The organism is Streptomyces sp. SCSIO 30461, from assembly GCF_037023745.1.
In the GTDB taxonomy this organism is placed as follows: domain Bacteria; phylum Actinomycetota; class Actinomycetes; order Streptomycetales; family Streptomycetaceae; genus Streptomyces.
In genome coordinates, this window is sequence record NZ_CP146101.1 from 3,587,737 (window position 1) to 3,612,942 (window position 25,206).

General features: G+C 71.0%; 19 protein-coding genes. 14 read left to right on the plus strand and 5 right to left on the minus strand.

What is annotated here, in order from left to right:
• Window positions 1–244 precede the first annotated feature (244 nt).
• Window positions 245–2,287 carry a DUF1996 domain-containing protein gene (locus tag V1460_RS15825; RefSeq protein WP_338674354.1) on the plus strand — a complete coding sequence of 681 codons (2,043 nt, stop codon included), beginning with the start codon at window positions 245–247 and terminating at the stop codon, window positions 2,285–2,287.
• A 103-nt stretch (window positions 2,288–2,390) separates the two neighbouring features.
• Here V1460_RS15825 and V1460_RS15830 read toward each other — a convergent pair whose 3' ends face one another.
• Together V1460_RS15830 and V1460_RS15835 are read right to left on the minus strand one after the other, a co-directional pair.
• Window positions 2,391–3,506 carry a mechanosensitive ion channel family protein gene (locus tag V1460_RS15830; RefSeq protein WP_338674355.1) on the minus strand — a complete coding sequence of 372 codons (1,116 nt, stop codon included), beginning with the start codon at window positions 3,504–3,506 and terminating at the stop codon, window positions 2,391–2,393.
• A gap of 227 nt (window positions 3,507–3,733) precedes the next feature.
• Window positions 3,734–4,567 (minus strand): metallophosphoesterase, encoded by an 834-nt coding sequence (locus tag V1460_RS15835; protein WP_338674356.1) that lies wholly within the window; start codon window positions 4,565–4,567, stop codon window positions 3,734–3,736.
• Between the two features lie 205 nt (window positions 4,568–4,772).
• On the opposite strand from V1460_RS15835, the gene V1460_RS15840 reads away from it, so the two are divergent.
• Window positions 4,773–5,165 carry a DUF2267 domain-containing protein gene (locus V1460_RS15840; protein WP_338674357.1) on the plus strand — a complete coding sequence of 131 codons (393 nt, stop codon included), beginning with the start codon at window positions 4,773–4,775 and terminating at the stop codon, window positions 5,163–5,165.
• A 17-nt stretch (window positions 5,166–5,182) separates the two neighbouring features.
• Here the strand turns inward: V1460_RS15840 and V1460_RS15845 are convergent, their stop codons facing one another.
• On the minus strand, window positions 5,183–6,733 hold the full coding sequence (locus V1460_RS15845; protein WP_338674358.1) for a phosphatase PAP2 family protein: 1,551 nt from the start codon (window positions 6,731–6,733) through the stop codon (window positions 5,183–5,185).
• Between the two features lie 169 nt (window positions 6,734–6,902).
• On the opposite strand from V1460_RS15845, the gene V1460_RS15850 reads away from it, so the two are divergent.
• From V1460_RS15850 to V1460_RS15865, 4 genes are all read left to right on the plus strand, one after another.
• A complete protein-coding gene (locus V1460_RS15850; protein WP_338674359.1) occupies window positions 6,903–8,498 on the plus strand; it encodes an SDR family oxidoreductase in 1,596 nt (531 codons plus the stop codon).
• Window positions 8,495–9,868: a deoxyribodipyrimidine photo-lyase gene (locus tag V1460_RS15855; RefSeq protein ID WP_338674360.1), complete on the plus strand. Its 1,374-nt coding sequence runs from the start codon at window positions 8,495–8,497 to the stop codon at window positions 9,866–9,868. Before V1460_RS15850 ends, V1460_RS15855 begins: the two co-directional genes overlap by 4 nt.
• 82 nt (window positions 9,869–9,950) lie before the next feature.
• Window positions 9,951–11,207 carry a DUF2993 domain-containing protein gene (locus tag V1460_RS15860; RefSeq protein WP_338674361.1) on the plus strand — a complete coding sequence of 419 codons (1,257 nt, stop codon included), beginning with the start codon at window positions 9,951–9,953 and terminating at the stop codon, window positions 11,205–11,207.
• 349 nt (window positions 11,208–11,556) lie between these two features.
• Window positions 11,557–12,183, plus strand: a complete 627-nt coding sequence (locus tag V1460_RS15865; RefSeq protein ID WP_338674362.1) for an LAETG motif-containing sortase-dependent surface protein — start codon at window positions 11,557–11,559, stop codon at window positions 12,181–12,183.
• Window positions 12,184–12,255: 72 nt separating this feature from the next.
• On the opposite strand, the gene V1460_RS15870 is transcribed toward V1460_RS15865, so the two are convergent.
• Entirely contained in the window at window positions 12,256–13,566 is a 1,311-nt protein-coding gene (locus V1460_RS15870) for a diacylglycerol kinase family protein (protein WP_338674363.1), read from the minus strand.
• Window positions 13,567–13,805: 239 nt separating this feature from the next.
• On the opposite strand from V1460_RS15870, the gene V1460_RS15875 reads away from it, so the two are divergent.
• Both V1460_RS15875 and V1460_RS15880 read left to right on the plus strand, forming a co-directional pair.
• Complete coding sequence (locus V1460_RS15875; protein WP_338674364.1) at window positions 13,806–16,502, plus strand: LuxR C-terminal-related transcriptional regulator; 2,697 nt, start codon at window positions 13,806–13,808, stop codon at window positions 16,500–16,502.
• A 175-nt stretch (window positions 16,503–16,677) separates the two neighbouring features.
• Window positions 16,678–16,875, plus strand: a complete 198-nt coding sequence (locus V1460_RS15880; RefSeq protein WP_338674365.1) for a hypothetical protein — start codon at window positions 16,678–16,680, stop codon at window positions 16,873–16,875.
• Between the two features lie 445 nt (window positions 16,876–17,320).
• On the opposite strand, the gene V1460_RS15885 is transcribed toward V1460_RS15880, so the two are convergent.
• Window positions 17,321–18,610 (minus strand): cation:proton antiporter, encoded by a 1,290-nt coding sequence (locus V1460_RS15885; RefSeq protein ID WP_338674366.1) that lies wholly within the window; start codon window positions 18,608–18,610, stop codon window positions 17,321–17,323.
• A gap of 347 nt (window positions 18,611–18,957) precedes the next feature.
• Between V1460_RS15885 and V1460_RS15890 the strand changes: the two genes are divergently transcribed.
• The 6 genes from V1460_RS15890 to V1460_RS15915 all read left to right on the plus strand — a co-directional run bounded on the left by V1460_RS15890 (window position 18,958) and on the right by V1460_RS15915 (window position 25,080).
• On the plus strand, window positions 18,958–19,371 hold the full coding sequence (locus V1460_RS15890; protein ID WP_338674367.1) for an SHOCT domain-containing protein: 414 nt from the start codon (window positions 18,958–18,960) through the stop codon (window positions 19,369–19,371).
• A 234-nt stretch (window positions 19,372–19,605) separates the two neighbouring features.
• Window positions 19,606–20,904, plus strand: coding sequence for an alpha/beta fold hydrolase (locus V1460_RS15895; RefSeq protein WP_338674368.1), 1,299 nt, complete (start codon window positions 19,606–19,608; stop codon window positions 20,902–20,904).
• A gap of 29 nt (window positions 20,905–20,933) precedes the next feature.
• On the plus strand, window positions 20,934–21,680 hold the full coding sequence (locus tag V1460_RS15900; RefSeq protein WP_338674369.1) for a PIG-L family deacetylase: 747 nt from the start codon (window positions 20,934–20,936) through the stop codon (window positions 21,678–21,680).
• A 129-nt stretch (window positions 21,681–21,809) separates the two neighbouring features.
• Window positions 21,810–22,778, plus strand: coding sequence for an NADPH:quinone oxidoreductase family protein (locus tag V1460_RS15905; RefSeq protein ID WP_338674370.1), 969 nt, complete (start codon window positions 21,810–21,812; stop codon window positions 22,776–22,778).
• On the plus strand, window positions 22,775–23,956 hold the full coding sequence (locus V1460_RS15910) for an acyl-CoA dehydrogenase family protein (RefSeq protein ID WP_338674371.1): 1,182 nt from the start codon (window positions 22,775–22,777) through the stop codon (window positions 23,954–23,956). Before V1460_RS15905 ends, V1460_RS15910 begins: the two co-directional genes overlap by 4 nt.
• Window positions 23,953–25,080, plus strand: a complete 1,128-nt coding sequence (locus V1460_RS15915) for an acyl-CoA dehydrogenase family protein (protein ID WP_338674372.1) — start codon at window positions 23,953–23,955, stop codon at window positions 25,078–25,080. The genes V1460_RS15910 and V1460_RS15915 overlap by 4 nt, the downstream gene beginning before the upstream one ends.
• The last annotated feature ends 126 nt before the right edge of the window (window positions 25,081–25,206 follow it).

The window sequence follows — 25,206 nt, forward strand, 5'->3', positions numbered from 1 at the left end:
CGACAGTCGCATCCTCGCAGTTCAGGGCACCTTTTCTGCTACCGGGCCGTCAGATCATCGAATTCCGCTGACTGTTCAGGGTTGAACGCCCCACGTGTCACCTCCGTATGTAGCTGGACGCAGCTCTCACATCAGCGCGCGTGTACGGCAGACCGGCAAGGAAACATAGGAGCTCCAATTGGGACGCACAGTGCGGCGACGGTCTAAGCGGGGCAAACGAGCGCTTGTTGCCTCGATCGCTCTCATGCTGGGTGGGGGTGGCCTGATCGCGGTCAACTCCTATGCTTCCGCCGGTGAAGGCGGTGGGCCCTGGCCCAGCGGTTGGAACGGGGAGAACCAGACGCAGAGTGCCGGTGCCTCCGCATCGACCATCAAGTGCCCCGAGGTGGCCAACGGGCTGCCCGAGGTGCCGGACGGCGCGAGGCGGCAGGTAGACCGTGAACTGGCCGCGATGGACAGCCAGATCACGGAGGCGTACCAGCGTTTCGCCAACGAGAAGGATCAGATGGCGCGCGATCCGCAGTGGGCCCAGAACGCCGTACTCGATCCGCTGAAGGCCAAGCGTGCCGCCGGTATCGAACGGATCTCGATCGCCATCGGCCGGGTGGCCGGGGATCGTCCGAAGGACCTGGAAGCCCTGGCCCCGTGTGCCCTCCAGGTCGATGACGCCGACGTCGGCGAACAGGACCAGGGGCAGAACGGCGGCCAGGAACAGGGCGGTGGCCAGGAGCAGGGCGGCGACAGCGGTGGTCAGGCAGGCAACGGCCCCGAGGCTTCCGACTTCGTGGACATCCAGTCCATCCAGCCGAACGTGCAGAACCCGCAGCCGCAGCAGGGCGCCTCACAGGGCACCTTCGCGACCAGTTGCGGAACGAACCAGAACGGCAAGTTCAACCCGGACAACGTCATCGTGGCGCCGGGTGTGAGCAACGGCGCCCACCATATGCACGACTATGTGGGCAACCAGGCCAACGACGCCTTCGCCAGCGACGACGACCTCGCCAACGGCCAGACGACCTGTCAGGACCAGGGTGACAAGTCGACCTACTACTGGCCGGTGCTGCGTGTGCAGAACGGCCAGGACGAGAACGACGCGCAGGCCGACGGCGGCGGCAAGGACAAGAACGTCGGCGAGATCCAGACGCCGTCCGAGGTGACGCTGAACTTCGTCGGCAGCCCGGTGGGCAAGGTCACCGCGATGCCCCGGTTCCTGCGCATCATCACCGGTGACGCCAAGGCGTTCGTGAACGGCAACGCCAACGCGAACGCGTCTTGGAGCTGCACGGGCTTCGAGGACCGCCAGCTCAAGGACAAGTACCCGATCTGCCCGCAGGGCAGCAAGGTGGTGCGTTCGTTCAAGTTCCAGAGCTGCTGGGACGGCCAGAACACGGACAGCGCCAACCACCGCACGCATGTCGCCTTCGCCGACCAGAACGGTGCCTGCCAGAACGGCTTCAAGGCCATTCCGCAGCTCGTGCAGCGGATCGTGTACAACGTGCCGCCGCCGGTCTTCGACGGGGACAATCCGAGCGTCTTCGCGGTCGACTCGTTCCCCGAGCAGCTGCACAAGCCGGTCACGGACCACGGCGACTTCATCAACGTGTTCGACGACAATCTGATGAACGAGGTCGTGAGCTGCATCAACGAAGGTCGCCAGTGCGGCGTCGGCGGCGACGCGGGAGCCCCTCCGGCAGGTGGCGACGACCAGCAGAACCCCCCGGCCCCTGGCGACCCGGGTGCCGGCGAAGGTGACGGTGGTGCCCAGGAGGACGGTGGCAACCAGGACAACGGTGGTGCCCAGGACAACGGTGGTGCCCAGGAGGACGGTGGCAACCAGGACAACGGTGGTGCCCAGGAGGACGGTGGCAACCAGGACAACGGTGGTGCCCAGGAGGACGGTGGCAACCAGTCGCAGGCTCCGGGCGGCGACGCCGAGCAGCCCGACGCTCAGCCGGGCTCCGCTGCGGGGCAGCCCGTGGTGAAGAGCAAGCCGAGCGCCGCGGCGGCCGGTTCGGACAGCACAGATGCCCCCAAGGGCTCAGCCGCCGAACAGCCCGCCGGGACCGCCACCACTCCGGACAACGGCGGTGACGACCAGAACAAGACCGCCGAACAGGGCGGGTCGGCCGACCAGGTGGTCGACACGGGCAGCCAGTCCCAGGCGGGTGGCAGCCTCGCTTCGACCGGTGCCCAGCTGTGGCCGTCCGCGGCCGGAGCCCTGCTGCTGATCGCGGGCGTCGTGCTGCTGCGCGCGCGTGGTCGAGGCGAGGGCACGCGTCGGCGATAGCGGCGTACCTTTCCGCCAGTCAGCCCCTGTCCCGACCGAGTACGGTCGGGACAGGGGCTGATGTGCTATCGCCGTGTGTATCACCCCGCGACGGCCGGGGCGCTCACACCGGGGGAGTGGCGGGGGCGCCGTGGACGGGAGCGTGCACGCTCACCGCGTGCTCGGTGGAGCGCTGGTGGGGGACCAACAGGTCCCCATGCTCCACCGAGATGGTCCGCATCGGCGCGGGAACGCTGATGCCTTCGGCGCGGTAGCGCCGGTGCAGCCGCTTGATGAACTCGTGCTTGATCCGGTACTGGTCGCTGAACTCGCCGACGCCCAGGATCACCGTGAAGCCGATGCGCGAGTCGCCGAAGGTGTGGAAGCGGATGGCCGCTTCATGCTCCGGCACACCGCCGTCGACATCGGCCATCACACTGTCGATGACCTCCGTCGTGACTTTCTCCACATGGTCCAGGTCGCTGTCGTAGCCGACCCCAGCCTGAACGGTGAGCGTCATCTGCTGTTCGGGACGGTGGTAGTTGGTCATATTGGTCCCGGACAGCTTGGTGTTCGGGATGATCACCAGGTTGTTGGAGATGTGGCGCACCACGGTGTTGCGCCAGTTGATGTCGACGACATACCCCTCCTCGCCGCTGCTGAGCCGGATGTAGTCGCCGGGCTGCACCGTCCTGGAGGCGAGGATGTGCACACCCGCGAACAGGTTGGCCAGAGTGTCCTGAAGTGCCAGTGCCACCGCGAGACCGCCCACGCCGAGAGCCGTGAGCAGCGGGGCGATGGAGACGCCCAGGGTCTCCAGGACCACGAGGAAGCCCATGGCGATGACCACGACACGGGAGATGTTCACGAAGATCGTGGCCGACCCGGCGACACCGGACCTGGACTGCGCGAGGGCCTGCACGAGACCGGCCACGATCCTGGTGGCCGTGAGGGTCGCGGCCATGATGAGCACCGCGGTGAGCACCATGTTGACGTTGCGTCCGACGGGCGCCGTCAGGGGCAGCGCCGACGCCGCCACCGCCGCGCCTCCGGTGACCGCTGCCCATGGGATCAGAGCCCGCAGGGCGTCCACGATGATGTCGTCGCCGCCCCAGCGGGTCCGGCTCGCACGCACGCCGAGCCATTTCAGGAGCAGGCGCAGCAGCAGGGCCGCGGCCACGCCCGCGGCCAGCGCTATTCCGGCGACGATCAGATCATGCGGGGTGAGGTCCCGGTTCAACGCTTCCCTCCCGTGGCACGGGGGAGCACGCCCGCGGTGTTGGACGCCGCTCTGAGCCGGATGTGATGTCTCGTCACCTTGCCACCTGTGGATTCTGGGGGAGTGCGGTCGTACGGTCACGCCGGGGCGAACGGAAGCAGAGGCTCCGACCGGCGGGATCTGACATCCTGCCGTACGTGGTGTGGAACCGTCAGAAGGCCCCCGGACCGACGGACTTCGGCCGGGAGTCAGGCGGGCAGGACGTCACGCAGGATGCCGCGCGGCAGACCGCGTCGCCGCCACTCGTGCGGGTAGCCCACGGACACCTCTTCGAAGCGCACGCCGTCGTGGACGGTGGTGCGCGGGATGTGCAGATGGCCGTAGACGACGGCCAAGGCCCTGAACCGCCGGTGCCAGTCGGCGGTGCGCTCCGTGCCGCACCACAGGGAGAATTCCGGATACCACAGCATCCGGGTGGGATCCCTCAGCAGGGGCCAGTGGTTGACGAGGACGGTGCTCAGCCCCGGGTCGAGCGCCGCGAGCCGCCGCTCGGTCTCCGCCACCCGGGCATGGCACCATGACTCGCGGTCCGGGTGGGGGTCGGGGTGGAGCCTGAATTCGTCGGTACAGACCACGCCCGCCTCGTACGCCCGTTCAAGTGCCTGCTCCTTGGTGAACGTGCCATCGGGGCGGAAGGTGTAGTCGTAGAGCAGGAACAGCGGCGCCACGGCCACCGGCCCGTCGGCGCCACGCCAGACCGGGTACGGATCCTCGGGGGTGAGCACACCCAGCGAGCGGCACATGTCCACGAGATGCCGGTAGCGGGCCTCTCCGCGTTGCCGGTCCTGCTCCTGCGCCGTCGTCCACAGTTCGTGATTGCCCGGCACCCAGATCACCTTGGCGAACCGCTCGCTGAAGCGGCGCAGCGCCCACTCGACGTCGGCTGTCCTCTCGGCCACGTCACCGGCGATGATCAGCCAGTCCTCATCGGTGGTGGGACGGGCCTGCTCCACGAAGGAGCGGTTCTCCTCGTAGGAGATGTGCAGGTCGCTGGTCGCCAGAAGTCGTGGCCTTGTGTCCATGCAGATCGCCCGCCCCCGAGGTCGCAGGGAGCGGACCCCCCGTGGTGCCGCCCCTGCCAGCGATCATACGGAACGGGCCGCGGCGATACGTCGGATCCGCGCTGCACGGCTCCTGGGGCATGTGGGTGACGGGTCGTGTAGCGCACCCCGCCGGGGGTACCGAAACGGGCACGCCGCCGCAGGGCGGCGAGGACAAGGAGCGGACATGAACATCCCCCTGGAAACGCTGCTTGATCAGGTTCAGGAACGAGGCCGCTACGCACGGCGGCAGGAGGCAGCACACGCTACCGAGACCGTCCTGGACGTCCTGGGAGCTCATCTGGTGGGTGACGACCGCAGTGATCTCGCCAGGCTGCTGCCGCGGCAGTGCGGCCCGCTGCTGACCGAAGGAGAGCCCTCCAGTGAGCCGCTGACCCCGCGGGGGTTCATCGCGGCGGTGGCGGCACGTGACCGCGGGGACTTCGGCGAAGCCCGGCGTGCGGTGACCGCCGTGCTGGGCGTCGTCGCCGAGACCGCCGACGACGCCCTGCTGCGGCGTATCCTCACCCAGCTTCCGCCCGGTCACGCCGGGTTGTTCGGCCGGATGGAACCGGTCTGACCAACCGGCGGCAACGCTCAGTCCACCACAGGGCGGTACACCGTCAAGGCCTCGTCCAGCTTGTCGAGCAGCAGCGAGGACGGGGCGGGCACGACCTCGCCGTCAAACGCCATGCTCGTGCCATCGGGCAGACCGGAAATCACCAGCCGGCGCGGCCGCGCCGAGGCGTACAGCCGGGTGCGGGCGAGCCCGCCGGCGACGGCGGTGGCCAGCAGCCGGGTGCGGGCGCACCGCCCGCCGTGCGCGATACGGACATCGAACAGGCCGTCGGACAGGTCATGTCGCCGAGTCGGGGCCATACCGAAACTCTGGTAGGCCCCGTTTCCGGCGAACAGCAGCCAGACGGACCTGGCCCTCCCGTTGACCTTGGCGCGCAGCGGGCGGGCCGTACGCAGCACCTGGAGTACGGCGATCAGGGCTGCCGCCGGTCCGCCGACGCGTGGCGACCAGTGCTCCCGGACGCGCACCAGCTCCGGGTAGACCCCGATGCTGAAGGTGTTGAGGAAGTAGCGCGGCTCGTTCGCATCCGGCCGGTTCGGGCGCCGCTCTTCGGCACCTCGCCCTGCCTCCGCACCGGCGAGCACTCTGATCCGGCCCACATCGGCCCGCACCGCGCTGCCCGCTTCCACGGCGGCACAGGCGACCGCGATCGTGTCGGCCCCCAGATCGGCGGCGAAGTGGTTGAAGGTACCGCCGGGCAGTACGGCGAGGGGGACGTCGAAGCGGAGCGCACATGCGGCCGCCGCGTTCACCGTGCCGTCTCCGCCGCACACGCCGAGGGCGCCGCCGGACTCGGCCGCGGCCTTCGCCGCCTCGGCGAGCACATCGGGCAACGCGCCGGCCTCGGGGTCGTAGACCACCACACGCGCCTGCGGCAGCGCCGTCTGGAGCTGGCGCACCGGGTCGATCAGCTGCGGCTGTGCCCCGGAGGACGGATTGACGACCACGGTGAGGCCCTTGCCTTCGGGAAGGGCCGGGGCGTCGGCCCGGGGCCTGGCTGGAGCCGGGAGCTGCGAACGGGACGGCACGATCCCCCGCACCGCGTACGCCGCTCCCACCCCCAGTGCGGTGCCCACCAGTACATCGCTGGGGAAGTGGACACCAGTGTAGACGCGCGAGAAGGCCACCGAAGCGGCGACCGGGGCGATCGCCGCGCCCCAGCCGCGCGACTCCATGGCGACACCGGTCGCGAACGCGGCGGCGGAGGCGGCGTGCCCGGAGGGGAAGGAGCTGGTCACCGGCTGGTTCGGCAGATGCCGGATGATCGGGACGTCGTCCAGCAGCGGTCTGGCTCGCCGCACCGCCCCCTTGGCCAGGGTGTTTACGGTGCCCGATGCCAGCGCGAGGGAGGCGACCCCGCGTACGGCGGCCCGGCGCCCCCGCACTCCGCCGAGGGCCCAGATGCCGGCGCCGATCCCGAACCACAGCAGCCCGTGGTTGGCGCTGGTGCTCAGCCGCGGCAGCACCGGCTCAGCGCCCGGCCAGCGTCGGGAGGCGACCCTGCCGAACAGGGCCGCATCCCTGGCGTGCAGGCGCTGTCGAATTCTTCCCACCCGGAGTGTGTTCATGGGCTCCCCATACCCAGCCGCCGCGTTTCCACTACGCCTCTTCACCCGTCACGCCTGCTCACGGGCGTTCATGCCCGCACGCGCACATCCCGAAGGAATGGGAAGGGGCCGGGGAGGCACGGAAGGACGGCAGGGACCGCGAGCAGCGCGAGGAAGGACGGAGACAGCGATGAACAGCCGCGAGGAACACCTGGATGAGCGGAGCCCGCGCTGCCTGGTGACAGGCGCCACGGGCTATATCGGAGGCCGGTTGGTGCCCGAGCTGCTGGCGGCCGGTTACCGGGTGCGCTGTATGGCGAGGTCCCCGGACAAACTGCGCGACCACCGTTGGGCGGGCAGCGTGGAAGTCGTCCGCGGGGACGTGACCGACGCGGACGCGGTCGGCAGGGCACTCGACAGTGTGGACGTGGCCTACTACCTTGTGCACGCCCTGCGTACCGGACGCGGTTTCGAGGAGACGGACCGGGAGGCGGCCACGCTCTTCGCGGAGCGCGCCGCCGCCGCCGGTGTACGGCGCATCGTCTACCTGGGCGGGCTGACCCCGGTGGACGTACCCGCGGCGGGGCTCTCACCCCATCTGCGGTCCCGCGCCGAAGTCGGGGAGATCTTCCTCAGGGCCCGGGTACCCGCGACCGTGCTGCGCGCAGCGGTCATCATCGGCTCGGGCTCCGCCTCGTTCGAAATGCTGCGCTACCTCACCGAACGACTGCCGGTCATGGTCACCCCGAGCTGGGTGAGCACCCGGATCCAGCCGATCGCCGTCCGGGACGTGCTGCGCTATCTCGTGGGCAGCGCGCGGATGCCGGACGAGACCAACCGCGCGTTCGACATCGGCGGTCCGGACGTCGTCACGTACGAGGAGATGATGCGGAGGTACGCGGCGGTGGCCGCGCTGCCCCGGCGGCTGATCCTGCGGGTGCCGATGCTCACCCCGCGGCTCTCCAGCCACTGGATCGGCCTGGTCACCCCGGTACCGCCGTCACTCGCTCGTCCGCTGGCCGAGTCACTGCGCCATGAGGTCGTCTGCGGTGAGCACGACATCGCTCGATACGTCCCCGATCCGCCCGGCAGCCCGATCGGTTTCGACCGGGCCCTCGCCCTGGCCCTGCGGCGGGTGCGGGAGGCGCAGGTCGCCACCCGCTGGTCGTCCGCCGCGCTGCCGGGCGCCCCGAGCGACCCCCTGCCCACCGACCCCGACTGGGCAGGCGGGAGCCTCTACAGCGACCGCCGCGCGCTCGCCGTCGACGCATCCCCGCAGGCACTGTGGCGGGTCATCGAGGGTATCGGCGGCGACAACGGTTGGTACTCCTTCCCGCTCGCCTGGGCCGTACGCGGCTGGCTGGACCGGCTGGCCGGTGGGGACGGTCTGCGCCGCGGCCGAAGGGACGCGGCGCACCTGCGGGTCGGCGATTCCCTGGACTTCTGGCGGGTCGAGGCGATCGAGCCGGGCCGGCTGCTGCGGCTGCGGGCCGAGATGCGGTTGCCGGGTCTCGCATGGCTCGAAATGTACGCCGAGCCAGAAGACCCGGCGGAGGGGGACGGGGTGGGTGGAACGGACGGGGCCGGCAGGGCCGGGCGGTCACGCTACCGGCAGCGGGCGCTGTTCCACCCGCGCGGTCTGCTCGGGCATATGTACTGGTGGAGCGTTTCCCCGTTCCACGCCGTTGTGTTCGGTGGAATGGCCCGAAACATCGCCAGGGCCGCCGTACGTGCCGACGAATCCGGTACCCGCTTCACGGGCACCGACCAGGAGGTGACTCCATGACCACAGCGGTCGTCCTCTACACCGCCGATCTGCGCCTGCACGACCACCCGCCGATGCGCTCCGCGCTCTCGTCGTGCGACGAGGTGGTGCCGCTGTTCGTGCGTGACCGCGACATCGGGAACCTGCCCTTCAGCGCCCCCAACCGGAGGGCGTTTCTCGCCGACTGCCTCACCGACCTCGATCGCGGGCTGCGCGAGCGCGGCGGACGGCTCGTGGTGCGCTCGGGGGACGTGGCCGAAGAAGTGTGCGCGGTGGCGCGCGAAGCCGGGGCCGATGAGGTGCACATGGCGTCCGGACCCAGTGGATACGCCCACGCCCGCGAGTCCCGGTTGCGCCAGGCCCTGGAGCGGCAGGGGCGGCGGCTGCGCGTCCATGACGCGGTCGTCAGCGCGCTGGGCGCGGGTGCCGTCGCACCGGCGGGATCCGACCACTTCGCCGTCTTCACGCCGTACTTCCGCCGTTGGTCGCAGCAGGACATCCGGGGCACCATCGGCGCGCCCCGGTCGGTGCGGGTGCCCGAAGCCGTGGGCTCGGAGAGCGTTCCCTCGCGTGCGGACGTCACGGGTGTCTCGCCGGGCTTGGCCCGCGGCGGGGAGACGGAGGGGCGCGCACTCCTGAACGCATGGCTGCGGAGTGGGATCTCGCGGTACGCAGCGATCCATGACGACCTCGCCGACGACGCGACCTCGCACCTCTCGCCGCACCTGCACTTCGGCACGCTCTCACCGGCCGAGGTCGTACACCGGGCGCGCTCTGGGGCGGGCGAAGGGGCGGAAGCCTTCGTGCGTCAGGTGTGCTGGCGGGACTTCCACCAACAGGTGCTCGACGCGCGACCACGCACCGCGGCCCATGACTACCGACCCCGGCACGACCGCTGGCGCACCGACGGTCGTGCCGAGGAGGACACGCAGGCCTGGAAGGAGGGGCGTACCGGCTACCCGGTTGTCGACGCGGCCATGCGCCAGCTGTGCCACGAAGGCTGGATGCACAACCGCGGCAGGCTGCTCACCGCGAGCTTTCTCACCAAGACCCTGTACGTGGACTGGCGCGTCGGCGCGGCGCACTTCCTCGACCTGCTCGTCGACGGTGATCTGGCGAACAACCAGCTCAACTGGCAGTGGGTGGCGGGTACCGGCACCGACACTCGCCCCAACAGGGTGCTCAACCCGGTGCGTCAGGCCAGGCGCCATGATCCCGACGGTGCCTATGTGCGTCGCTGGGTGCCCGAACTCGACGGAATCGAAGGGCCTGCCGTGCACGAGCCTTGGAAGCTGCCGGAACGTGAGCGGGCCCGCTATGCGTATCCCGAGCGGATGGTCACCCTGGAGGAGGGACTGGAGCGCTTCCGCCACGGCCGCGGTATCGAATGAGCCCTGAGCCGGGCGTGCGACGCAGTGAACCCACATCAGGCGAATTTGCGTTCGAGGGTGGTGCGCATGATGGGATGAGCTGATGCGACCCCCCACACGCATCACCGCACAGCACCGCAACCCATACGAAGAGCTCGCTCAACTCGCTGATCCGGAGCCCGAGTCGGGTGGGCCCGGCGACTACTCGCCGCGTCGTGGCCCTGCTCTCTCCGCCACACCGGGTATCCGCCCGCACGAGGGCGACGAGGAGGAGTGGACGCCCCCGAACCACCGGGGCCGCAGTCGGCTCGCCGGCCTGCCCGTGGTGTTCAGGCTCGCCGTCGCCGTTGTGGTGGCGAGTACGCTCCTCCTCGCCGGAGACCGGCTGTCGGTGGCGTACGCCGAGGACAAGGCGGCTGAGAAGATCCGGCAGTCGCTCGGCGGGGGTGCCCGGCCCGAGGTCGACATCCAGGGTTTTCCCTTTCTGACCCAGGTTCTGCGTCAGCGGATCGACAGGGCCGACGTGACCGTCCCGGACGTGGCGGCCGACAAGATCTCGATCGCCGAGGTGCACGCCACCGCGGAGGACATCCGTATCGTCGGGGACCTGCCGACCGCGGTCGAAGGCGCGGTGGTCAACCGGATGGACGGCGACGTGCTGCTCTCGTTCGACGATCTGAACCGCGAACTCGGCGCATCACAGGTGAAGTTCACCGAGACCGGATCCGGCGGTATCCGGATCGCCGGATCACTTCCGGTTGCCGGGCGGGAGGTGAGTCTGCGGGCGCGGGCGTACGTCCGGCAGGACGGGGACCGGGCCGTGTCCACCACGGTGAAGGACATGAGCCTCGATGTGCCCGGTCTCTTCACCTACCGCCCGGGCAAGGATCCGGAGCGTTCAGGACTGAGGCTGCACGCCGAGGCGGCGCAGCGCGTCAGCCGGGAGGCCGCCCGAGCCAAGTCCCTGCTGGCACTGCCCGATGTGGTCCGGCGTCTCGGAATCCCGCGGGAGCGGATCGACCGGGCCCTGCGCAGCGAAGCGAAGTTGAGCGAGCTCACCGGCTCGCCCCGGTTCCTGAAGCAGCTGATGAAGGTCAACCTGGTCGATGTGGTCGTCGACCACCCCTGGCTGCTGGAGAAGGTCGGCATCGATCCCGAGCTGATCGGCGGCCTGCTGAAGCTGAAGCCCCCGCAGCTGTCCGAGAGCCTTTCGCTCTCCTTCGAGCTGCCGAAGGTCGCCACCGGCGACATACGCCTTCGCGGCATCGCCGTCGAGCGCAAGGGAATACGAGCCGATCTGACGGGAACCGGGCTGACATTCGGCGGGGAGAAGCAGCCGCGGAAGGCCGAGTCCCGCTGAAGCGCTGCGCGGTGTTCGCCCCGAGGGAGGGCCATCCCACCCGCCGGTGGTGTCCACGTCGGGGCACGGCGGCGGACACCACCCCTCCCGGCCGGGCAAGCCGTCGCGGCCGGGCAAGCCCTCCCACCCGGCGCGCCCGTCGAAGCCGGGCCATGGCCACGGGCAGCCGTGGGCCGTCGTCTGAACAGCCGCGGCCGGGTGGGAGACAGATTCACTCCCATCCGGCCGGAACCGGACGCTCCGTACCACGCTCGGGTCAAGTGACCCGGAGTGGGGTGCGGATGCTTCTCCTGTGCGAGTACTGTGCGCCGCATCTGGCCACGAAGTACAGAAAGTGCGTGGAGAATTGATGAAGGTACCAACCCGTGCTCGGAGGCGCTCGGGCGCTCTCATAGCGGGCACGGCCGCCGGGCTCGTGGGCATGGGTCTGTTCGCGACCCCCGCCACGGCTCACACTCCCGTGTGGACGGTGACCTGCTCCGAGGTCACCGTCGATCTGAAGGCGTACGGGGGCGATGTCACCAACACGGTGACCGTCACGGTGGACGGCAAGGACCTGCTGCCGGCCAAGGAATTCGGCTCGTCCTTCCAGGAGACGCTCGAGCTGCCCGACCACAAGGCCGCGGTCCAGGTGCGCCTCGTCGTCAAGGCGGGCGACGGCGAACGGTTCTCGCATGATGAGACCAAGACCGCACCGGTCTGCGAGTCCGGAACGCCGGAGCCCTCGGACACCCCGGAGGCATCGAAGACGCCCGAGCCGTCCGACGCGCCCGAGCCATCGGGCACCCCGACGAACGAGCCGCCCAGCTCCGCGGCGCCCGTTCCGAAGCCCGGCGAGACGACCCCGGGTGGCCTCGCGGAGACCGGCGGCTCCAGCGCCACCCCCGTGATCGCCGGTGCCGCGACCCTCGCGGTACTCGCCGGTGGCGGCATCCTGGTGGCCACCCGCAAGCGCCGGGCCGGCGCTCGCGACTGATTGACGTTCAAGCCGGTTGAAGCCGCATGTGCCCCGCGCCCCGATCCCAGGGGGCGCGGGGCACTGACGCGTTCACCGTGCCAGTGCCAGCAGTCCGATGCGCTGCCAGTTCAGACGCGGCCGAGCCCGCGGCACACCCGGCCGGGTGCGCGGAACGCGCACCCGCAGGGCGCCCGGCCGGATCGTGCAGCGCACTGGTGACGGCAGGCTGAGCGCCTCACCGTCGACACCCACGTCGATCCGCGGTGTGTCGGCTTCCACGACGACTTCCGGAGCGGTGAGTACCGTCAGGCCGGGGGCCCTCCCACCGCGCAGCAGAACCGCGGCATCGGCTGCGCTGTCCACCTTGACGCACATCAGCCCGAGCGATCCGCCGTCCAGCCGGTCCCGCCTCCCCAGCGCCGCCAGATCGCCCACCCGGTAAGGGTTGTTGCTCACCAGCGCTGCCTGAGGTGCTTCGACCGCGGTCCCCGAGGCCCGGACCGTCAGCCGCGGGCCTGCGCGGTGCGTGAGCACGTCCGGGAACATCTCGAGCGTGGTGCGCACCTTCTCGTTGCGGTAGGCGTCGCTCTGCACCACGGCGGCATACGCGCCGAACGACGCGTTGTTCACGAACACCCGGTCGCCGATGAGGCCCAGGTCCACCCGGAGCTCCACCCCGTCCGTCAAGGCGCTCAGCGCGGCCTCGGGATCGTCACGGTCGAGCCCGAGGTCGAGTGCGAAGTGGTTGCGAGTCCCCGCGGGGACCACCAGGAAGGGAATCCCGTGCTCGGCTGCGATGCCCGCCACCAGAGCCTGGGTGCCGTCACCCCCCGCCACTCCGAGCAGATCCGCCCCATCGGCCACGGCCTGGCGGGCGAGCTCCGCCACGTCGACCTGCCGGCCCGGGTCCAGCAGGGCGATACGGGCACCGGCGGCCTCGGCCTTCTCCTTCAGCCCGAACCGCCCCACCTTGCCACCCCCCGAGCGCGGGTTCATGATCAGGAACGGCCGCCCCGGGCGAGGCGTCGCGGCGACGGGCTGCGCCTTGTGCGCGGTGTCCATGGCGAGAGCCTCCCATCCGGCCGTCGCCGCCAGGGCCCCGAGCGCCAGGCAGATCACCAGCAGCCAGAGCAGCCCTGATGTGACCCCCAGCCAGACGACCGCCACCGGTGCCGCAACGGCCAGCGCCATGGCGCACACACGTACCAGCCCGCGCCGGGTCAGCACCCACCACAGGGCAGCCGCCGTCATCGCCGTGCCCACCACCACGAGGGCCACCAGCGCGATTCCCCGCAGCCCGGCCACCAGGACGAAGAGCACCACCGCCGTGAACGCGGCGATGACCGCGAATCGCGCGGTCCGGCGCTGCAGGCGGACCCAGTCGCTCCCACTCCGGCTCATCGCACCTCCGGTGATCCGTCCGAGCCCCGCGCCCCCGGAACCACTCCAGGCCACCCCGAGCACCTCAAGGACACCCCGAGCGCCTCAAGGACATTGGACTACGGCCCGACCGGCACCGCCTCCCCTGGCGCTCCGCCCCGTCGGCCGGAGAGGCGGTGATCAATGGCGATCATGTGGGGGCACTGGGATCATGGTCGCGTCAGGACACCGGAAGACGGGACCGTACGACGGTGGATGCCATGGCCGAGGACTCCCAGCCGGATCCGGGCGGCGATCCATTGCTGGCCTCGAAGTTCGCGGTACCCGCCGTACCGCCGGGCTTCGTGGCCAGGAAACGCCTCACCGACCGGCTCACTGAAGGGGCCAGGGGCCCGCTGACCGTGATCAGCGGACCGGCCGGGGCGGGAAAGACGACGCTCGCCGCCTCCTGGCAGGGGGCCCAGGGCCCTCCTGGTCCCGTCGTCTGGCTGACGGTCGAGAGCGAGGAGAACGCTCCGGGCGTGTTCTGGGCGTACGTACTCGGGGCGTTCCGCTACCACAAGGTGCCGCTGCCCGACATCGGCACCCCCTCCAGCGCCGACACAGTGGACCGTTCACTGATCGTCCGGCTCGCCTCCGCGCTGACCGAGCTGCCCAGGCCCGTCGTGCTTGTGCTCGACGGCGTCGAACGTGTCGGCGACCGGCAGCTGGCCGCGGACCTCGAATTCGTCCTGGCCCACGCCGGATCCGCACTCAGGCTGGTCCTGGTCGGCCGCGTGGATCCGGCACTGCCGCTGCACCGCTACCGCGCCGAGGGCAGGATCTGCGAGATCCGCCGCTCCGAGCTGGCGTTCACCGCGCGTGAGACGGCGCAGTTGCTGCGGCAGCACGGGCTGACGCCCTCGCCGGAGAGCGTGGGCGTGCTCACCGAGCGCACCGAAGGCTGGGCCGCCGGACTTCGGCTGTGCGCGCTGGCGATGCAGCGAACGGACGACGTCGAGCACTTCGCCCAGTCCTTCGCCGCCTCGCACAACGCAGTCGCCGACTACCTGATGGCCGAGGTCCTGGAAGCCCAGCCCGTCCCCGTGCAAGACCTGCTGACGCGGACCAGCATCCTCGCCCACATCCATCCGGCTCTCGCCGACGCGCTCACGGGACGTGCGGACGGGGCGTCCGTACTCGACGGTCTCGCCCGCGCGAACGCCTTCATGGAACCCATCGGTGACACCTCCTGGTACCGCGGCCATCCGCTGTTCGCCGAGGTGCTCCGCGCGCATCTGCTCAGCCGTGCCCCCGAGCTGGCTCCGGAACTGCACCTGCGTGCGGCGCAGTGGTTCGCCGCCGCCGACCGGTTGCACGACGCGCTCGAACACGCCGCCGCGGCGGGGGAGTGGGGGTACGCCGCAGCCCTCGTGGTGGACGGGCTGGAGATCGGGCGGCTCCTCAGCGGACCGGACAGCCACTGCCTTGAGCGCCTGTTCGAGGCCATGCCGGCCGAGGTGCCCGGAGCCGCACCGGCGCTGGTCGCGTCCGCCACCGCGCTCCTTCGCCATGACGTCGAAGAGAGCCTGAGGCAGCTCGTCCGCGCCGAGGACGCTCTCACGACCGGTGCCGGGCCCGAGGAGCGGGAGACTTCACCCGAACGGCGGCTGACGCAGGCTCTGCTGCGGCTGCTCAGCGGCGGTGGCGGTAGTGCGGGCGGGAGCGGATGCGCGGCCCCGGATGCCGACGGTGACGGTGAGGTGCGCGCCCTGATGGCATTGGTGCCCGAGATCCGGCTGTCGCAGCACCCCGAAGTCGAGGCCCTGTGCCGGTACGGCCGCGCGCAGGCGCTGCTCGCCGCGGGCGACCGTACCGGGGCGCGCGAGGCCTTCACCGCGGCCCTGAAGGGTGCGGACGACGAGCGCACCCGCACGGTGCGCTACCACTGCCTGGGCGCACTCGCCCTGACCGAGGGTGTCGACGGCATGCTGCGCGAGGCCGAGGCGCATGCCCGTGAGGGGCTCCGTACGGCCGATGAAAGCGGGGTCCCCGACGGCCACCGCACCGGCCTCTGCCATCTCGCGCTCGCCGCCGTCGCGTCGGAGCGCGGCGACCTCCTCGCGGCCCAGCACCATATCGACGCGGCGGCGCACTTCCGCAGCCCCGCGCATGACCCGCTGGGTGCCGCCGAAGCCGCCGTGTTGCGCGCCCGCCTCGCACTCGCACAGGGCCGTACCGCGCAGGCACTCGATGCCCTGGACGTACCGAGTCTGTCCACGGCCCGCGACGGCGCCGGTCGCGACGGCGCATCCCGTACCGAGCTCCCGCCCCTCTGCCCCGAGGCCGCGCGCAGGGTGACCATGGCCCGTTGCACCGTGCACCTCGCCCGCGGTGACCCCTCGTCGGCTCTCGCGGCACTGGACGGCGCCGCCGACGGCGACCGCGCCCTGGCATCTGCCGCCGCCCATCTGGCCACCGGCGACACCGCGCACGCCCGGCGACTGCTCGCCCCGCTCGGCAACGGAGCGTCCCCCGGGCCCTCCGACCGGGTACGCGCCCGCCTGCTCCAAGCACATGCCGCGCTGCGCGACGACGCGACCGCGCACGCCTTGGTCTTCCTGGGGCAGGCACTCGACGCCGCCCGCCCCCAGCTGCTTCGTGCCCCGTTCACCGAGAGCGGTCCCTGGCTGAGGCATCTGCTCGCGCGGACCCCGGAACTCCTGGTGGACCACCCCTGGCTGAACGAGCGACCCGACGACGCGGGCGACCGCCCACTGCTGGTCGAACAGCTCAGCGCACGGGAGCGCGAGGTGCTGCGGCATGTGGCGCAGATGATGTCGACTCAGGAGATCGCGGCGGAGCTGTATCTGTCGGTCAACACGGTCAAGACCCATCTGAAGAGCATCTACCGCAAGCTGTCCGTCTCCCGCAGGAGCGACGCCGTACGGCGCGCGCGGGAGGCCGACCTGCTGTGACACGGGGGTGGGGTTCACCTCGCGCGGGTGATGCGATGTCCTCCCGTTGCGAGGCAACATGCCGGCAGAGGTTCCGTGAGGCGCCGTCCGTGAGGTGCCGCGAGTTCCCGAGAGTTCCCGAGAGGTTCGTGAAGCGTCCGTACGAAGAGGCCATGGCCCACGGGGAAGTGTCCCTATGCGATACGAGTTCCGCGTCTCCGGTCATCTGTCCACGGCCGTCGCCGGTGCCTTCCCCGAGCTGGAGGAGACGACGGTGGCCGATGAGACGGTCCTGTACGGACCGGTCACGGACGAGGCACACCTGTACGGGCTGCTCGCCCGTTTCCAGGACCTCGGTCTGCACGTGGTGGAGATGCGCCGGCTGCCGCAGTAAGGGCTGTCCCGTAATCCCCGGCGGGCGCGCGACGACAGCTACGGCACTCCCCCCGGCTTCGCCGGGAGATGCCCCACGCTGCGTTGCCGAATCGCCCGAATACACCCAGTACGAGGGCGACCCTCCGCCTTGCGTTGCGTCCCCTCGGCCTCAAGGGCCGGGGGAGACCCCATACCCCTCGGCCTCAAGGGCCGGGGGAGACCCCATACCCCTCGGCCTCAAGGGCCGGGGGAGACCCCATACCCCTCGGCCTCAAGGGCCGGGGGAGACGCCATACACCTCGGCCCCAAGGGCCGGGGGAGACGCCATACACCTCGGCCCCAAGGGCCGGGGGAGACGCCATACACCTCGGCCCCAAGGGCCGGGGGAGACCCCGTACACCTGACGCCGCGCTCTGATCCACCGCGGACTACGGGACAGCCCTGAGCCGGAACCGCCGGCCCCCTCAGTCCGGGTGGGCTTCCGGTCCCGTCTCCCGCAACCGGAGTCCGCGTCCCCGCGCCGCCTCGAACCAGCGTCCGTAGCGGTCGCTGAGCCATACCGCCGACACCCCGTGGAGCAGCACGCTGAGGGCCACCGTCAGCGCCACCACCTCCAGCAGGGTGCGTGCGGCGGGCACATGCTCCTTCGCGCAGATCAGGCCGAAGACCAGCGAGGGCAGTCCACGGGGCCCGAACCACGCCGCGTACGCCACCGTCGGCAGCCGCAGTCCGCTGCCCACCAGTGCGATGGCCGCCGCCACCGGTCGCACCAGGACGATGCACAGCGCCGCGTACAGAGCGACCCGCCAGGTGAGGTGCTGGAGGGCGGGGCCCAGCATGACCGCGCCGAACACCAGGAAACTCATGGCGGCCAGCAGTGATGCCAGTCCCTCGGTGAAGCGGCCCACCGGATCGGTGCTGTGCGCGCCGGAGCCGGTGCCCTCCCTGGCGCCGGCGCGGCGCAGCAGCGCCGCGAAGGCGAATCCGGCGACCCAGGCCGCGACGAAGCCGCTTCCACCTGTCGCCGCGGCGAGTGTGTAGGAGGCGAGGGCGACCGCCAGTACGACGGCCTGGCTCCACTCCCGGTTCACCCAGTCGGCCACCCAGGCCCGGTGCAGCAGCAGGCCGATCGCGGCGCCGACGGCGAGCCCGAGCGCGCTGCTGAGCACCAGCGACCGCCAGAAGACCCCCACGAGTCCGTGCTCCGAAGAAGCCGTACCTGAGATGGCGGCCAGTACCAGCAGGAAGAGCGGCAGCACCACGCCGTCGTTCAGTCCGGTCTCGACCGTCAGCCCGTGCCGCACCACCGGCGGCACCCGGCGGTCGGCGACCGCGGCCTTGCACACCGGGATGTCGGTGGGTGCGAGGATCACCGCGATCAGCGCGGGCTCCCAGCCTTTCAGCCCTGGCAGCAGCAGTACGGCGAGCAGCCATCCCGCCCCGATGGTCAGGAGCAGCCCGACGGTCACCAGCCGGGCGGACAGCAGTCGCCCGAGATGCAGGTCACGGCCGCGCAATTCGTAGGAGTCCGTGAACAGCACGAGCGTCAGCGCGATCTCGACCAGGAGGAGGATCGCGCCCGCGTCACGCTTCGGATCGAGGATTCCGAGACCGACCGGACCGATGAACACCCCGCAGGCGGTGAACACGATCGGCGCGGTCACGGAAGCGCGGGCGAGGCGCTTGGAGGCCAGGGCGTAGCCCGCGGTGACCGCGGCCAGGGCGACCCCGGTCCAGGCACCCCCGCCGCTCACCGGAAGCCCATCCCGGCCGGGCTCCCCTGGCACGCTCCCAGGGACCGGCACACCGTCGCGTCCGCCATACGTCACCCACCACTCCCCGAGGCATCACGGCCCGCTCATCGTGGTCGACTCCGGTGTACGCGCACGGCATCGACACGGTCGGCACACGCCCCGCTCACCCACCGGCCGTCAGGACCGGCCCGGCCCGGGCGCCCTGCCCAGGACCGCTTCGGAGCCGATTCACCCCTGCCGGGTGAGGGCCGTGCGGCCGGACCGGCACAGACTGGCCACGAGCGGACGCCCGGCGTCCGGCCACGAGCGGACGCCCGGCGTCCGACGAGAACGGCAGGAGGACGGCGATGGACGGCACTGTCTACCTCGCGTACGACTACCCGGTGCTGGGCGCTTTCTGGACCGTGATGTGGATCTTCCTCTGGGTCCTGTGGTTGGTGATCCTCTTCCGGGTCATCCTGGACATATTCCGCTCGCACGACATGAACGGCTGGATCAAGGCCCTCTGGCTGCTTTTCGTACTGATCATCCCGTTCCTGGGCGTGCTGATCTACGTGATCGTGCGCGGCGACAGCATGGGCAGGCGTGAGATCCAGCACGCGCAGGAGCAGCAGGAGGCCTTCGCCGCATACGTCCGGCAAGCGGCGAAAGGCGAAGGCGGCGGTACCACGGACGAGCTGGCCAGGCTCTCCGAGCTGAAGGCCAAGGGCGACCTCTCCGACGAGGAGTTCCAGAAGGCCAAGCAGAAACTGCTGGGCTGACGGCCACCTCGGTGCCGGGGTCCGGGGCAGCCGCCGTGCCGGCCGTCCCGGACCCCAGGCCTCCGAAGCGGCCTCCTGGAACGGGCCGGCACGAACCCGCACGACCCGGCACGACATCCGTCTGCGTGAACGGGCCGGACCTGACCCGGCCACCCGCCCACGCCGGGCGCGCCGCGGCTGTCACGCACATGATGGACGTGACCGTCGATCAGCGGACAGACAGCGGGAGCAGCATTGACCAGCTACCGGCAGCCCGGCCTCGTCCTCACGGACCGCCACTTCACCGTCCCGCTCGACCACGACGCCCCGTCCGGCGAGCAGATCCGGCTCTACGGGCGCGAGGTCGTGTCGAGCGCCAGATCCGGTGCCGATCTGCCCTGGCTGCTGTATCTGGAGGGCGGGCCCGGATTCGGGGCGCGGCGCTTCCACGGCAAGCAGGCATGGCTCGGTCGTGCCGTGCAGGAGTTCCGGGTGCTGCTGCTCGACCAGCGCGGCACGGGCCTGTCCACTCCCGCCAACCGCCAGACGCTGCCGTCCCGCGGTGGTCCCGATGCCCAGGCGGACCATCTCGCCCACTTCCGCGCCGACAGCATCGTCCGCGACTGCGAGGCGGTCCGGCGCCAGCTCACCGGCGGTGCCAGATGGACGGTGCTCGGGCAGAGCTTCGGCGGCTTCTGCGCCACCCACTACCTGTCGACCGCGCCCGAAGGACTGCGGACCGTCCTGATCACCGGGGGACTGCCCTCGCTGGACGCCCGCCCCGACGACGTCTACCGCGCCGCCTATCCGCGTATCCAGCGCAAGGTCGAAGCCCACTACGCCCGGTATCCGCAGGACATCGAACGCGCGCGCCGGGTCGCCGCGCATCTCGCCGAGCACCGGCCCGTGCTGCCCGGCGGATATGTGCTGACCCCCGAGGCGTTCCAGTCCCTCGGCATCCAGCTCGGCACATCCGACGGCAGCCACCGGCTGCACTTCCTGCTGGAGAACGCGTTCATCGACGGCGCGCGGGGCGAGGAGCTCTCGGACGCCTTCCAGGAGGACGTGTCAGCGGCGCTGTCCTTCGCAGCCCATCCGCTGTACGCGGTGCTCCACGAGGCGATCTACGCACAGGGCGAGGTGCCGACGGCGTGGGCGGCCGAGCGGGTCCGCGCCGAGTTCCCGCAGTTCGACGCAGCCAAGACCCTGACCGGGGACGACCCGCTGCTCTTCACGGGCGAGTCCGTGCATCCCTGGCACTTCGAGGTCGACCCGGCCCTGCGCCCGCTGCGCGAGGCCGCCGAACTGCTCGCCACGCGCGGAGACTGGCCCGCGCTGTACGACGCCGAGCGGCTCGCCGCGAACGAGGTGCCGGTCGCCGCCGCCGTCTTCCACGACGACATGTATGTCGACACGGCCGGTTCGCTGGCCACCGCGCGGACCATCCGCGGGCTGCGCACCTGGGTCACCGACGAGTACGAGCACGACGGCGTCCGCACCTCGGGCGGCCGGGTCCTCGACCGGCTGCTTGCGCTCGTCCGGGACGAGGCGTAGACCGGCGGCCAGGCCGCTACTCTCGCGATATGAGCCAACCCCAGCTCGAAGCGATGCCGGACGACTGGACCCGGGCCCTGGCGGTCGTCGCCCATCCCGACGACCTCGAATACGGCTGCGCCGCGGCCGTCGCCTGCTGGACCGATGACGGCAAGGAGGTGGCTTACCTGCTGGCCAGCCGTGGCGAGGCGGGGATCGACACCATGGCGCCCGCCGAGTGCGCACCGCTGCGCGAGCGCGAGCAGCGGGCGAGTGCCGCGGTCGTGGGGGTGTCGGCGGTGGACTTCCTCGAACACCGCGACGGGGTGATCGAGTACGGCACGGCTCTGAGGCGCGACATCGCGGCGGCGGTCCGGCGCCACCGCCCCGAGCTCGTGATCACACTCAACCACCGGGACACCTGGGGCCCGGCGACCGGCGGCGCCTGGAACACTCCGGACCACCGTGCCGTGGGACGGGCCACTCTGGACGCGGCGGGTGACGCGGGCAACCGCTGGATCTTCCCCGAACTCCTCACCGAACAGGGCCTGGAGCCCTGGAGCGGCGTGCGCTGGGTCGCGATCGCCGGCTCCGCCACGCCCACCCACGCCGTGGCGGCGGACGCGGGGCTCGAACGTGCGGTCCGGTCGCTGCTGGAGCACCGCAGCTATATCGAGGCGCTCACGGACGAAGATCCCGAGGGCTACTGCCGCTCCTTCCAGAACGGCGCCGTCCAGGCGCTGGCGGACCGGTTCGGTGGCAGGGCGGCCGTGGGATTCGAGCTCTTCGGCCGCTGAGGTCCGCTCTGCCGTGTCCGTGCGCACCGGCCTGGGACGGGTGGTTCACAGAAGGCAAGCGACCGCTTAGTATGCGCCGGAGCGGTTGTCCGACCGCTCCGTACGCCCGACCACCAGCGGAGGCCCCGAATGCAGTCATGGCGCGTGCACCGGAACGGCGAACCGAGCGAGGTGATGCGGCTGGAGGAGACCGCCAGGCCGGAGCCGGAGGACGGGCAGATCCTGCTGAAGGTACGAGCCGCGAACATCAACTTCCCGGACGCGCTGCTCTGCCGGGGCCGGTACCAGGTCACCCCGCCGCTGCCGTTCACCGCAGGCGTCGAGTTCTGCGGCGAGACCGAGGACGGCCGAAGGGTCATAGCGACCGCCGCGCTGCCCTACGGGAGCTTCGCCGAGTACGCCGTCGCCCAGGCCGCAGGAGTGCTCCCCGCGCCCGACGCCCTGGACGACGCCGAAGCCGCCGCCCTGCACATCGGGTACCAGACCGGCTGGTTCGGCCTGCACCGCCGAGCCCACCTCAAGAAGGGTGAGACCCTGCTGGTGCACGCCGCGGCGGGCGGTGTCGGCAGTGCCGCCGTACAGCTCGGCAAGGCCGCCGGTGCCACGGTCATCGGTGTCGTCGGCGGTGCGGACAAGGTGGCCGTCGCGCGTGAACTGGGCTGCGACACCGTCATCGACCGACACAGCGACGACCTGGTGGCCGCGGTCAAGGACGCCACGGGCGGTCGTGGCGCCGATGTCGTCTACGACCCCGTCGGTGGTGACGCCTACGCCAAGTCCGCCAAGTGCGTGGCCTTCGAGGGGCGCATCCTGGTCGTCGGCTTCGCGAGCGGCTCCGTCCCCAGCCCCGCCCTGAACCACGCGCTGATCAAGAACTACTCCATCGTCGGTCTGCACTGGGGCCTCTACAACCACCTGGACCCGGACGCCGTCATCCACTGCCACCAGATCCTCACCGAGTACGCCGGGAAAGGGCTGATCAAGCCTTTCGTCAGCGAACGCGTCCCCTTCTCCGCCGCCGCGGCAGCGGTGCAGCGGGTCGCCGACGGGACCACCACCGGTCGGCTCGTCATCGTCCCCGAAGGAGCCGCATCATGACCGACGCCCACGAACTGCGGTCTCGCACACGCGAGTTCCTCGCCGCTCGGCCGCCTGCCGGCACCGATCGCGCTGACTTCCTCAAGGCGCGCTTCGACGCTGGTCTCGCCTGGGTGCACTACCCGCCGGGACTCGGGGGGCTCGGCGCGCCACGTACCCTCCAGGCCGTCGTGGACGCGGAACTTGCCGCCGCCGGGGCACCCGACAACGACCCCCGCCGGATCATGATCGGCCTGGGGATGGCCGCCCCCACCATCCTGGCCTACGGTACCGAAGAGCAGAAGCGCCGCTTCCTGCGTCCGCTGTGGACCGGTGAAGAGGTGTGGTGCCAGCTCTTCAGCGAGCCCGGTGCCGGATCCGACCTGGCGGCACTGGGCACCCGTGCCGTACGCGACGGTGACGACTGGGTGGTGACCGGGCAGAAGGTGTGGACGTCCAGCGCGCATATCGCCCGCTGGGCCATCCTGATCGCCCGCACCGATCCCGACGCTCCCAAGCACCGCGGCATCACCTACTTCGTCTGTGACATGACGGACCCGGGCGTCGAGGTCAGGCCGCTGCGCCAGATCACCGGCGAGGCGGAGTTCAACGAGGTGTTCCTCACCGGCGTGCGCATCCCCGACGCCTACCGCATCGGAGCCGTGGGGGAGGGCTGGAAGGTCGCGCAGACGACCCTCATGAACGAACGCGTCACCATCGGCGGGATGCGGCTGCCGCGTGAGGGCGGGATGATCGGACTCGCCGCCGCGACCTGGCGTGAGCGCCCCGAACTGCGCACCCATGAGCTGCACCGGCGCCTGCTCGACCTGTGGGTGGACGCCGAGGTCGCCCGCCTCACCGCCGAGCGGCTGCGCCAGCAGCTCGCCGCGGGCCAGCCGGGGCCCGAAGGCTCGGGTACCAAGCTCGTGTTCGCCCGCCTCAACCAGGAGATCAGCAGCCTCGAACTGGAACTCCGCGGCGAGGAGGGGCTGCTGTACGACGACTGGACCATGCGCCGCCCTGAACAAGTGGACTTCACCGGCCGCGACATCGGCTACCGCTATCTGCGCACCAAGGGCAACTCGATTGAGGGCGGCACCAGCGAAGTGCTGCTGAACATCGTGGCCGAACGCGTACTCGGACTGCCCGCAGAACCGCGCACCGACAAGGACGTCGCCTGGAAGGATCTCGCCCGATGAGCACGAGCCCAGCGAAGGAAGTCGGCACCACCGAGCCGGATCTGCTCTACTCCGAGGCCGAGGCCGATCTGCGGGCCGCCGTACGGGACCTGCTCGGCGACCGCGCCGACCTCCAGGCCACCCTCGCCGGCATGGAGGCCGGGGATCCCTACGACCCGGCGCTCTGGCAGGCCCTCGCGGCCGGTATGGGAGCCGCGGGGCTCCTGGTACCGGAGAAGCTCGGCGGACAGGGGGCGAGCCACCGCGAGGCGGCGGTGGTGCTGGAGGAACTGGGCCGGGCCATGGCCCCGGCGCCGTACCTCACCAGCTCGGTCATCGCCACCGAGACGCTGCTCGCCCTCGCCGGGCAGGCCGGGCCGGAGGGCGCGGCGACGGCGGAACTGCTCGCGGAGACAGCCGCCGGGCGGACCGTCACCGTACTCGCTCTGCCGCTGTCCGCCTCACCCGGCGCGGAACCGCCCACCGGCCCGGCCGTGACCGCTGTCGCGGACGCGCGGTTGGCCGATGTGCTGCTGGTGTACAGGCCCGACGGCCTGTACGCGGTACGGCGTGCGGACGCCCAGCTCACCCCGCAGCTCGCCCTCGACCTCACTCGCCCGCTCGCCACCGTCGCCATCGCCGGCGGTACGTCCGGCACCCGGCTCGCCGGTACAGGCACCGCACGGGCCGCCGTGCAACGGGGCCTGCTCACCGGCGCCGGTCTGCTGGCATCCGAGCAACTGGGCATCGCCGAGTGGTGCCTTGAGGAAACCGTGCGGTACACACGCGAGCGCCACCAGTTCAACCGCCCCGTCGGCTCCTTCCAGGCGCTGAAGCACCGTATGGCCCGGCTGTGGCTGGAGGTGGTGAACGCCAGAGCCGCGGCGCGAAACGCCGCCGACGCGCTCGCCACCGGGAGCGATGACGTGGCGCTCGCCGTGTCCGTCGCACAGGCCTTCTGCTCCCGGGCCGCCGTCCACGCCGCCGAGGAGTGCGTGCAGTTGCACGCGGGCATCGGCATGACCTGGGAGCATCCCGCGCATCTGTACCTGAAGCGCGCCAAGTCCGACGAGCTCGCGCTCGGCACACCCGGCCGCCACAAGGAGCTGCTCGCGGCACTCGCCGACCTGCCCGCCCCCCGATAACAGCCGGGCGCCCGGACCGCTTTCGCGGGACGGTGCGGTGCGGGTGGGTCGAACCTCTGGTCAACGACCACCCGATCGGCGGGCGTGCCACCGGTCCGTCCGGCGCCTCGACTCCGACACACTGGC